Origin of the sequence: Halorarum halophilum (assembly GCF_013401515.1) — an archaeon.
Classification (GTDB): domain Archaea; phylum Halobacteriota; class Halobacteria; order Halobacteriales; family Haloferacaceae; genus Halorarum; species Halorarum halophilum.
Genome location: NZ_CP058532.1, coordinates 46,110 through 55,547 on the forward strand (window position 1 = coordinate 46,110; position 9,438 = coordinate 55,547).

The 9,438-nt window shown below is 59.3% G+C and carries 9 protein-coding genes and 12 tRNA genes; 16 read left to right on the forward strand and 5 right to left on the reverse strand.

Annotated elements, in window-relative coordinates:
* The first annotated feature begins 221 nt into the window (after window positions 1–221).
* From HUG10_RS20765 to HUG10_RS20790, 6 genes are all read left to right on the forward strand, one after another.
* Window positions 222–308: transfer RNA gene (locus HUG10_RS20765), tRNA-Leu, on the forward strand.
* 597 nt (window positions 309–905) lie between these two features.
* Window positions 906–993, forward strand: a tRNA-Ser gene (locus tag HUG10_RS20770).
* A gap of 3 nt (window positions 994–996) precedes the next feature.
* Window positions 997–1,087: transfer RNA gene (locus tag HUG10_RS20775), tRNA-Leu, on the forward strand.
* Window positions 1,088–1,421: 334 nt separating this feature from the next.
* Window positions 1,422–1,712, forward strand: coding sequence for a hypothetical protein (locus tag HUG10_RS20780; RefSeq protein WP_179171614.1), 291 nt, complete (start codon window positions 1,422–1,424; stop codon window positions 1,710–1,712).
* Window positions 1,712–2,137: a hypothetical protein gene (locus tag HUG10_RS20785; RefSeq protein ID WP_179171615.1), complete on the forward strand. Its 426-nt coding sequence runs from the start codon at window positions 1,712–1,714 to the stop codon at window positions 2,135–2,137. The genes HUG10_RS20780 and HUG10_RS20785 overlap by 1 nt, the downstream gene beginning before the upstream one ends.
* Window positions 2,134–2,331 carry a hypothetical protein gene (locus HUG10_RS20790; RefSeq protein ID WP_179171616.1) on the forward strand — a complete coding sequence of 66 codons (198 nt, stop codon included), beginning with the start codon at window positions 2,134–2,136 and terminating at the stop codon, window positions 2,329–2,331. The genes HUG10_RS20785 and HUG10_RS20790 overlap by 4 nt, the downstream gene beginning before the upstream one ends.
* Here the strand turns inward: HUG10_RS20790 and HUG10_RS20795 are convergent.
* From HUG10_RS20795 to HUG10_RS20805, 3 genes are all read right to left on the reverse strand, one after another.
* Complete coding sequence (locus HUG10_RS20795; protein WP_179171617.1) at window positions 2,309–2,695, reverse strand: DUF5805 domain-containing protein; 387 nt, start codon at window positions 2,693–2,695, stop codon at window positions 2,309–2,311. The genes HUG10_RS20790 and HUG10_RS20795 overlap by 23 nt on opposite strands.
* 277 nt (window positions 2,696–2,972) lie before the next feature.
* Window positions 2,973–3,305, reverse strand: coding sequence for a hypothetical protein (locus HUG10_RS20800; RefSeq protein WP_179171618.1), 333 nt, complete (start codon window positions 3,303–3,305; stop codon window positions 2,973–2,975).
* A 43-nt stretch (window positions 3,306–3,348) separates the two neighbouring features.
* Window positions 3,349–3,492, reverse strand: a complete 144-nt coding sequence (locus HUG10_RS20805; RefSeq protein ID WP_179171619.1) for a hypothetical protein — start codon at window positions 3,490–3,492, stop codon at window positions 3,349–3,351.
* 585 nt (window positions 3,493–4,077) lie between these two features.
* Here HUG10_RS20805 and HUG10_RS20810 point away from each other — a divergent pair.
* Entirely contained in the window at window positions 4,078–5,322 is a 1,245-nt protein-coding gene (locus HUG10_RS20810; RefSeq protein WP_179171620.1) for a Cdc6/Cdc18 family protein, read from the forward strand.
* Window positions 5,323–5,482: 160 nt separating this feature from the next.
* Here HUG10_RS20810 and HUG10_RS20815 read toward each other — a convergent pair whose 3' ends face one another.
* The gene (locus HUG10_RS20815) at window positions 5,483–5,812 is read right to left on the reverse strand and encodes a hypothetical protein (protein ID WP_179171621.1); all 330 of its coding nucleotides are present in this window, start codon (window positions 5,810–5,812) and stop codon (window positions 5,483–5,485) included.
* Window positions 5,805–6,599, reverse strand: a complete 795-nt coding sequence (locus HUG10_RS20820; RefSeq protein WP_179171622.1) for a ParA family protein — start codon at window positions 6,597–6,599, stop codon at window positions 5,805–5,807. The genes HUG10_RS20815 and HUG10_RS20820 overlap by 8 nt, the downstream gene beginning before the upstream one ends.
* Before the next feature lie 456 nt (window positions 6,600–7,055).
* On the opposite strand from HUG10_RS20820, the gene HUG10_RS20825 reads away from it, so the two are divergent.
* The 9 genes from HUG10_RS20825 (at window position 7,056) to HUG10_RS20865 (ending at window position 9,436) form a co-directional block, all read left to right on the forward strand.
* Window positions 7,056–7,129 (forward strand) — tRNA-Trp (locus tag HUG10_RS20825).
* A gap of 246 nt (window positions 7,130–7,375) precedes the next feature.
* A tRNA-Val gene (locus HUG10_RS20830) sits at window positions 7,376–7,449 on the forward strand.
* A 118-nt stretch (window positions 7,450–7,567) separates the two neighbouring features.
* Window positions 7,568–7,642: transfer RNA gene (locus HUG10_RS20835), tRNA-Ala, on the forward strand.
* A 314-nt stretch (window positions 7,643–7,956) separates the two neighbouring features.
* Window positions 7,957–8,034, forward strand: a tRNA-OTHER gene (locus tag HUG10_RS20840).
* A 128-nt stretch (window positions 8,035–8,162) separates the two neighbouring features.
* Window positions 8,163–8,236, forward strand: a tRNA-Thr gene (locus tag HUG10_RS20845).
* Window positions 8,237–8,827: 591 nt separating this feature from the next.
* Window positions 8,828–8,899 (forward strand) — tRNA-Asp (locus tag HUG10_RS20850).
* Window positions 8,900–9,053: 154 nt separating this feature from the next.
* Window positions 9,054–9,129 (forward strand) — tRNA-Met (locus HUG10_RS20855).
* An 81-nt stretch (window positions 9,130–9,210) separates the two neighbouring features.
* Window positions 9,211–9,286 (forward strand) — tRNA-Glu (locus tag HUG10_RS20860).
* A 75-nt stretch (window positions 9,287–9,361) separates the two neighbouring features.
* Window positions 9,362–9,436: transfer RNA gene (locus HUG10_RS20865), tRNA-Gly, on the forward strand.
* Window positions 9,437–9,438: the final 2 nt, after the last annotated feature.

A 9,438-nucleotide genomic window follows, 5' to 3' on the forward strand; every position in this document is an offset into this window, starting at 1 on the left:
GAAACATTTATCACTGTCAACCGTCTCTTTCAGGATACCCACATGATCCCGATCTCCGGCACGTTGGGTTCGCTATCGTCTCGCCTTAGTTCATTTTAAGGCGATAGTGGAGAGTGCCGGGGTAGCTTAACTGGGAAAGCACGGGACTGAAGATCTCGCGTTGCTGGTTCGAGTCCGGCCCCACGGCATCCGAAACTTTCGCTGACGAGCAAGATCAATACGGGCCCGTGGGAGAGTGGCCGATTCCAACAGTCTCAGGAACTGTGCCGTAGGGCTAAACATCGCTGGTTCGAATCCAGCCGGGTCCATCCGGAGGTGAACATGACCGATCAGATCCGTCACGATCTCCAGTCTGTGTGGGCGAGGGGCCCACAAACTGTAGATGATGACACGAAATTCAGTGATAATATCAGTCGGGATTAAGTAGTACGCATATGACGGCGCAACCGAGGGACGAAGGAACCAGTGATGCTGACTGGGCATCTGGGGAGGTGCTCTTCCACTGGTCCAGCGTCTCTCACCCCACTCTGGGAGGGTAACTGCGCGGTCCCGCATACTACTCGACTCGACATGCCACCAAAAGCGTCGGCCATGGACGCACACTGAAAGTAAAGATGCCGTGACAAGGGGACCGGTGACCCTCACCGAGCTGCTACCTCGGCTCCGCTGTCATGCGATTTCCAGTTCGAATCTGGATCACGGCGTACGGCCCACACGGGTCGTCCGTAGGATGCGTGTCCTACGGGAAGCACGCACCACACGTATGCCGAGGCACGGGGACAGGCGACCCTACCGGTCTTGAAAACCGTCGTCCCGCAAGGGCTTGGGAGTTCGACTCTCTCCCTCGGCGCTGTCTCAAAACAGGCAACGGTTATATAAAACAGTTGCCGAAAATGAGACATTTGGCCGTCGTTACCGTAGTCTGGCCAACGGACCTCGTTGGAGACGAGGAGGGCTTTCGGGTCTTCGCCGGTTCGAATCCGGCCGACGGCGCTCACCACCGTGGCGAAGTGGCTGAACGCGCCCGTCTTAAAATCGGGTATGCTCCGAGGGAGCTCGATCGCGGGTTCGAATCCCGCCGGTGGTACTCTAACAGGAAAAGAATAGGCGTGAACCAGCGTGGGATTATAAATATGCAATTGTATCGACATAGTTATATCTCAACAAAGATAAATAGAAAATCAGCCACCGTGCAATGCGGCTGAAACAGGAGCGCACATCTCCCCAGAGTGGGATGCGAAACAGAAACCCAGCCTCCAGATTCGGCTGCTACTGGGTGCCCAGTGGCGTACAAAGCCTCCCCACGGTTTTCGAAGTGGACGTTCGACGTTCGTGCTGGCATGAGTCTGAGCACGGGTCGTCCTCGAGGGATATGACAGATACAAGAAACACTTAATATCGTATCATGTCTACTTTTAGATATGGCACCTCCCCAGGACGGCTACGTTCACGACAGCGGCGGCGTCTACCAGGGTCCAGACGGCGGTCGATGGATGGACCGCGACGTCATCATCGCGTTGCAGGTAGAAGATGGAGACGACCCGATCCAGGCTGAGAAGGCACTCGACGAGCTCATCGCGAACGGGACGCTCCGAGAGGACGATTCCGGACAGTACGTGCAGATGGAGACGACGTTCGCGGCGTTCAAGAACACCGTCCAGCTCATGGGCGCGGCGAAGATCGACTCGATCAAGAACCGTCTCGCCCGCTAATGAGCTTCTCCGATCTCCCGGACGCTGCGCGAGAGGAAATGATCGAAGAGATGGAGCGGACGGAGACCGGCGTCTTCTTCGGCCCGTTCGATCCGCCTGAGTATTGCGACTTCGAGTACGGTGGGATCGAGACGCTCTGTGGCGACGATGCGACGCACAAGCTCACGTTCGAGCTCGACGATGTGACTGATGAACTCGTTCGGTGTGATGAACACGGCTTCCCCTGGGTCGTCCGGACCCGGCGAGAACAGCAGCTTGGCCACCCGCTCTGTCAGGTCTGTCAGCACCGGGAGTTCACGGGGTTCATCAGCCCGAACGACCCCGTCGGGACGGCGAAGATGCTGTACAAGGACGGCGAAGAGCGGGAAACGTACGTGTGCGAGGAGTGCGCTGACGAGTACGATTTGGACCTCGACCCGCTATGAGAGTCCGGATTCCGGATGATCCGGAGGAGGCGTACAAGAGGTACCGGGATGATCCGTTGTTTTGGGAGCTCGTGAACACGGTCGCTCAGTTGGAGGACGGCATCGAAGAGGTCGACATCCTCGAGGGAGTCCACGCCCGCGTGTACGACGTTCCCGATGAATTGCTCGGGATCAGCGAGAGACGTATCCCTTGAATCGGCCGCTGTAGCTGATGTCGCCCTGGTTCTGAAGATCCTGGAGGACGTCGTCGACGATCGTCTCCAGGTCGGCGGTGATCACGTCGACGAGCTCGTCCCAGTCGAGGGAGTCGTTGTTTTCGAGCGCGGTCGTGATTCGTGCTTCGAGATCGAGCACGTGGTCGTCAGTCGCCGGTTGCGCGGTGAGGTCGAGGTCGCGACGGCCAGCCTGGACCATACAGCGGATGAACTCGCTGCGGTTCATGTCGAGCCGATCGGCGTGGTCGACCCACTCGGTCTTCTGGTAGGCGGGGAGGTAGACTTTCATCGACTCGCGGGATTGGTCGACGTCGGGGTCGTCCCCCTGGGGGTGGGCGTCCATGGGGCGGTCGTCTCGGGCGGGCCTCTTAGCTGTTGGTGACACGAGTGAGTATTAGAGACATAAGCCGCGCTGATGGCACCCGATCGGTGGAGTAAGTACCCCGGCGTAGTCTATCGAATCCGGCCGAACTACAGGCTCGTGTCACCCGGTCCCGGCAAAACTTGCGTGCGGACGTCGCTCGATTCGTGTCTGTCCCGAGGGAGATACACTGCATGACGCTATACGAAGTCTGACCCCCTGTAGGGGTGTCCTACCGTCGAATAGTGAGAAGGCCGCCTCAGAGCGTATCCGCCCGCTTGATGATCTTGTCGAGATCCCGGTCGTAGGTGTTCTTCCGCTCCCCGACGCCAATGCACCAGAGCGTATCGCCGTCTCGAACGAAGTACGAGCGTAAGTCACCGACTCGGCGGCGATACACGGTATGGGGGCCGTCAGTGGTCAGTGTCCCGAGGCTCTGGTTCAGATATCGGTTCCATGTGGTCAACTGTTCTCTGAGCTCGTCGACGTCGTCGAGAACGTCCTCTTTATCCTGGTCGGAGAATTTCGACGATGAAAGATCGGAGAACACGTACTCCGTGTGGAGGGTAACCTCAGAGACAGTCAACGGCATACAGTAGTCCGAGAAACAAAACGAGCCGACTTAAAACGTCCTGTTACAGGTCGAGAAGGTCGCGCATCTCGTCCGTCGAGGACGAGTCGGCGGATTCGAGATCGAGATCGTCGAGCCGGTCACTGAGACGGTCCCCGTTCCCCAGTTCGGGATCTTCGTTGAGCTCGACGTCGTGGTCTGCGGCCATGAGCGTGGGAACGTTACCTCACCGTAAAACTCTTTGGACCGTGAGAGACACCCCACCGTTTCAAGTGTTACAGACGGTGAAGGGACACCCCCCACTTTTCACGAGTGTTTTCAACAGACGGCTCCGGGAGACACCCCACTGTTTCAAGTGTTCTCGTAGCTCGATCAGCGGGCATTCCCCACACCCCAGTGTTTCAAGTGTTAGTCGTCAGCAGCGGATCACGAGACACACCCCACCATTTCAAGTGTTCATCGGAGTCGATCGGGCGGTGTGACGAGACCAGAACCTCGGGGGTCCCCCACCCCACTGTTTCAAGTGTTACACGGGGGTGGCGGTAGGCGGAACCCGCGTCCTCACGCGCTCTCCGACCAACATCCGAACACACCGCATTGAGTTTTCCCCACTGCGGGTTTGGTTTTAGAGTATGAGAGATAAAGGTTTCTACTTGGAATAGGTCTCCGTGGAGGGGGTCCCCCACGTTCGACCTGAAACACTTGAAACAGTGGGGGGTGGGTGTCGGGACAGATGAAACACTTGAAGGGGGTGGTCCTCGGGTTTTATGGTCTCGGGTGTGGACGGGCCGCCATGGAGCGCCTCACGCCCGAAGACGAGATCTTCCAGAACGAAGACGCGCTCCGCGATCACTACCCCGACCGGATACTCGAGCGAGACGAGAAGTTGACCGAGTACCAGAACAAGTTCAAGGAGGTCGTTCGGAACAAGCGTCCTCGAAACGTGTTCGTGTACGGGCCGACTGGCGTCGGGAAGACGATTGGGACCAAAGCCGTTCTCCAGAACATCCAGGACAGCATCGATGAGTTCGACTACGCTGACTCACGGTTCGAAGAGCCGAGTCTCCGGGCTGTCCACCTCGAGTGCAAGGACCTGAACACGTCCTACCAGGTAGCCGCTCACCTCGTCAACCAGCTCCGACTGGGCACTGATCGCGACCAGATCAACACGACAGGCTACCCCGAGGGACGAATCTACCAGATGCTGTTTGACGAGCTCCAGAACGTCGAGGAGTCCCACGTGCTGATCGCGCTCGACGAGATCGACAACATCGGCGGCGACGACAACATCCTGTACAAGCTCCCCCGGTGTAACAACGACAACTCGGCGAACCACGTCGACCCCGATGACACGAAGGTCGGCGTGATCGGCGTCACGAACGACGGGACGTTCAAGGACACGCTCGACCCACGGGCGAAGTCGACACTGTGTGACCGCGAGATCCACTTCCCGCCGTACAACGCAAACGAGCTCCAGACGATCATGCGGGACCGTGCACGGGTCGCGTTCCACGACGGCGTCCTCACCGACGACGTGATCCCACTCGCAGCCGCGCTCGCTGCACAACGGTCGGGATACGCGCGCACCGCACTCGATCTCCTGTACGAAGCGGCCGACCGAGCCCGTGACTCAGACGAGGGGATCATCGAGGCGCGTCACGTTCGTGAAGCAGAGGAGGGGATTCAGCAAGGAGCGATCGTGAAGGAGGTGAAGGGCCTCTCGTCCCAGGGAACGCTCGTGAGCTACGCGATGGTCAGGCTGGATGAAGAACACGAGCTCCCGGCGAAGTTAGACAAGGTGTACGCCTGGTACGAACGATTCGCAAAGCAGATCGACGCGGACACAGTGACGCCCAGGACGGTTCATACGACGCTGAACGACTTGATGATCAACGGCGTAGTTACCTCTCGCGAAGTGAACAAAGGCGTCAGCGGTGGGCGTCACTACGAGTACGAGCTGGGCTGTCCGAAAGAGCTCGTCATGGACGGGATGGAAGGCAACTCCCGTCTCTCGGATATCGACGATCGGCTCAGTTAGACGAGGGGAAGCGGTTCTTGGACGGGAGAGGATTCGAGTGGGTAGAGTCGGAGAAGATCCCCACAGCCAGGACACGTCAGTCGGAGACCAGTCGTTCCGTCGTCCGTGTCGGTCCATTCGGCTTCGTATCGTTCGAACTCGGCGTCGCAGGTGTTGCAGTTCATGATTCGTATTCCTCCATGATGTACTCGTCCAGGTCAGGGTGGTCGAGACCGGCGCGTACCAGACCCTCGAGGAAGTGCTTGTGCTTTTCCACTTCGTCGTCACCATCGAGCGTCCGCTTGGCGTTGTACCGTTTGAACGTCCGATCGAGGTCGCCCTGAAGTTGCTCACTCAGATACATCGGACATTGGCTCCGAGATCGAGTCGACTCCTCTGAAGTGCCACCACCAGCGTCCGTACCGGTTTCACGCTCCGCCCCGTCGTCCTCTTCACGCCGATGGCGCTGCTTCATCATGCTGGCGAGCTCGTCGTCGTCTTCTTCAGGCATGGTTCGTCTCCAGGTGGTCAGCGAGGCTCGCGTAGATCTCGCGAACTTCCGTCGCCTTCTTCTCGCGGTGATTATTGTCCGGGTCGTAGCCGAAGATCGACCGCTGCTGGTCGAACGCGCCTTCGATCGCGACAGTGTCCGGGACCTGGAAGACACGGTCTTCGCCCATGTTCTCGTTGAACCAGGCGATTCGCTCCTCGCTGATGCTGTTGCGAGAGGTTGCGTTGACGACGACCCCCGCGTAGTCGATCGGCCGACGGTACTCGTCGATGAGTCCATCGACCTCTCGGCGCATCAGGTTCATCGAGAACGTCGCGATCGAGTCGGGACGAGTGACGAACAGGAGGTTCCCAGCGGCCAGCAGTGCGCCATCACAGAGTGGCCCGAGATTCGGCGGCGCGTCGATGAGCACGTAGTCGTAATCGTGCTCGATCTCATCGAGTGCGAGGCGGAGGCGTTCGTTACGCCGGTTCATCGTGTGCATGTCGTCCTCGAGCTCGAAGAACGACCCATGGGCCGGGAGGAGATCGTATTCCTCGTGCTCGACGATCACGTCGTTGATCTCGTCGAAGCGGTTGACGTCACGCAGGATCTGTCCCATCGTATCTTCGCGCGAGCTCACGTAGTAATCGCGAAAGCCGAGTGTGATCGTCGGGAACCCTTGCGGGTCACTGTCGACGAGCAGGACGTCGTTGGTGGCATCTGCGAGTGCGCCGGCGAGGTTGATCGTCGTCGTGGACTTCCCAACGCCCCCCTTCGCGTTCGCGAGTGCAAGTCTGAACGTCACTCATATCACCCGTGTCACACGGGTCATCCGTGGGATATTAAACCTACGTCAGACACGCAGTCCACGGACCAGACAGGTCAGACCCCCTGTACGTACGTACGTACGCGCACATATGTACGTACAGCTCCCGTCGTGCGATTGGGTGTCAGTCGCACGATAGCTTTAAGGTGAATGGACGTATTTATTCTGATACGTCAATGTCACTGACTGCGGATACACCCGGCAATCCGCCCCTGGCGCGATGCTGGCACTACGGAGTGCCAGAACGCGTCAAAGCTCAACAGTGACAGCACTCTTTCGTGCCGGGAAGTCCCCCTTGGTGGGGGTATCAGACTGTTAATCTGACCGTGGAAGGTTCGAATCCTTCTCCCGGCGCTCCAGAGTGGGCGCATGTCAGAATACCAGAAACTATAATACCGTATCAGGTAAAGGATAAGACACAACAACATGGCAACAGGACTCGTGGTCCAGTCTGGCTACGACGGTCGCCTCCAAAGCGACATACGGGGGTTCGAATCCTTCCGAGTCCACTTGGGCCGCCCGCGGGAGTGGGATAGGTCCAACGCACACCTGGGGAGGTGCTGACGCCCACCCCTTCCCCGGTGGGAGTTGTGAGATGCCGCGCGGTCCGCTGGGACGGACGCCGCCCTGACATGGCGGAGACGGGAGGTTCGACTCCTCCTGTGGCAATGAGGGATTCGTTCCCTCAGGTGAACCCGGTCGAGGTGCGATCTCGACCATCTACCCTCACGGCTCCGTTTGGCCACGGAGCCATCTGGCGCGTAGGTCAGTCTGGTAGACCGCCTCGCTTACATCGAGGATGGCCGCGGTTCGAATCCGCGCGCGCCAACTCGGGCGCGAGCTCACCCCCGGTCCCGTGAGCTCACGACCAGTTAGGAAACGGTCGGGGAAGCGCCCGACAGAGAAATGGGACCCCGGTCCCCCTTCGGGGGATCGTTAGCAAGCAAGTGCCCGTAGTTCCAATCTGGTAGAACGGCTCCTTTGCAAGGAGAAGGCTCGGAGTTCGAATCTCCGCGGGTACATCGGTCACGGTAAGGAAGCATACCCGGTCCGCCGGTGACGTCCTCTATCGGAAGTGCCCAGCGAGGGAAGCACGCAAGACACCCACGAGGGCCGGAGCCCAGTCTCGGACGACGGACAGAGCTCTTAACTCTGCAAGAGTGAGTTCAAATCTCACCCGGCCCTCTCAGGGACATCCCGTTTAGACGCGGAGTCGACGGCTTGATCAGCCAATGTCGGCGAAGGCTCCAGGCGGACGACTGGAGTGAGAATAGTCCCGGGCGGATATGCAGCATACCGCCTCATATGGCCCGTATCGTCCAGGGCAAGCTGCTATGGGCCGAAGTTCGCGATTAGGATGCGAGACTGGACTTTTAATCCAGACACATCGCGGGTTCGAATCCCGCTCGGCCCTCTGTGCCGTATCCGACGGCCAGACAAAGACGGGTCGCTACCGTCATCGGTGTCAGGACTTCACCTGACGTTGTACCGTGTAGATACCATCACTGACATCGCACGAGGGGCTGAAAGATGCCTCCGTGTGGCTTTGTAGCTCAACTCGGGAGAGCGCGATCCTCGTAAGATCGAGTGTGGGGGTTCGAGTCCCTCCGAAGCCTTCCGCGGCCTGCGTCCTGAGCCGCACTGACTCGGTAGTGCCGAGCCACAAACCAGTATTGGGACGCGAACAGTCAACAGAACCCGTCGACGGTTTCGAGCGCCCCCGCGACATACCCTGACGAGGGGAGGAAGCACGCGGCGCTATACAAATCAGACGAGAGTAAGTCTCAGTGGAAGAGCTGGGAGTACGAGACTCCTGAGTTCGGGTTCAAATCCCGGCTCTCGTCCTTGGGTGCTGGCGAGAAGTGACCCGTGTTCAGACTCATCGGTCGACCGGGTAGCCAGTTAACCCATTCACCCGTTCAAGCTCACGTGGGAGTGAGACTCGCCTGTAGAGCGAGCCGTTCCAAGTTCGAATCCTGGTGAACGGACTCGGGGTTCAACACCGGTAGTAGCCGGTTCCGTTGCCCCTTGGGTAGTGACCGTAGCCCTTCGCGAGGGACGTCAGCTCCGGACTGGCGACCCGTCTGGAGCGTAAACGGTTCGAGGGTGGATGCCTCGTACAAACAACTTCCATCGTCTGACATCAGGATTCAGTTCCTGTCTGTCGACATGCCGGGCGTCGGGCGGCCCGAGATCCACGCCCCCGAGCCGAGTTGGTGTAGTGGCTATCATCGTGGCTTGTCACGCCACGGACACGGGTTCGAGTCCCGTACTCGGCGCTTCCCGGACCAGCGAAACTGCTGGCCGGGCACGGCGGCCTGCTCGAGAGTCGTCGTGAACATCATGGGTGCGTCCAAGGCCGAGGCGTGCCACGGCCATGGAGCCGATCGAGAACCGGACTGGGGCCCCGGATACCCAAAGGCCCTCACCTGTAGCGGGGTAGCATAGTCTGGCCCATTGCACCGCCCTCATGAGGCGGACGTCGACGGTTCGAATCCGTCTCCCGCTATCGAGGCGGCCTGAAATCCCACGGCGCGGAGAAAGGTCATTGCCGTAATCCGCACGAATGCCGAGATGGTCGCCTCACCCTGCTCTCGGAGTCTCCGCTGGCGAGAGATGCGAGACTTTCAATCTCGAGGTCGAGGGTTCAATTCCCTTCGAGAGCATCACACGTATGGCACGTGTCCCACCGGACACGCACGCAGTACGTGGAATGGTGTGTCCCACAGGGCACACGTATCGTACGGTTAGTGTAGTCTGGCTAACCACGCCTCGATGCCATCGAGGAGACACCGGTTCGAATCCGGTACCGTGCATA

What these genes read in the sequence shown, in the direction of transcription:
- HUG10_RS20780 (WP_179171614.1), top strand. Translation starts at nt 1,422, where the DNA reads ATGGCACCTCCCCAGGACGGCTACGTTCACGACAGCGGCGGCGTCTAC.
- HUG10_RS20785 (WP_179171615.1), top strand. Translation starts at nt 1,712, where the DNA reads ATGAGCTTCTCCGATCTCCCGGACGCTGCGCGAGAGGAAATGATCGAA.
- HUG10_RS20790 (WP_179171616.1), top strand. Translation starts at nt 2,134, where the DNA reads ATGAGAGTCCGGATTCCGGATGATCCGGAGGAGGCGTACAAGAGGTAC.
- HUG10_RS20795 (WP_179171617.1), bottom strand. Translation starts at nt 2,695, where the DNA reads ATGGACGCCCACCCCCAGGGGGACGACCCCGACGTCGACCAATCCCGC.
- HUG10_RS20800 (WP_179171618.1), bottom strand. Translation starts at nt 3,305, where the DNA reads ATGCCGTTGACTGTCTCTGAGGTTACCCTCCACACGGAGTACGTGTTC.
- HUG10_RS20805 (WP_179171619.1), bottom strand. Translation starts at nt 3,492, where the DNA reads ATGGCCGCAGACCACGACGTCGAGCTCAACGAAGATCCCGAACTGGGG.
- HUG10_RS20810 (WP_179171620.1), top strand. Translation starts at nt 4,078, where the DNA reads ATGGAGCGCCTCACGCCCGAAGACGAGATCTTCCAGAACGAAGACGCG.
- HUG10_RS20815 (WP_179171621.1), bottom strand. Translation starts at nt 5,812, where the DNA reads ATGCCTGAAGAAGACGACGACGAGCTCGCCAGCATGATGAAGCAGCGC.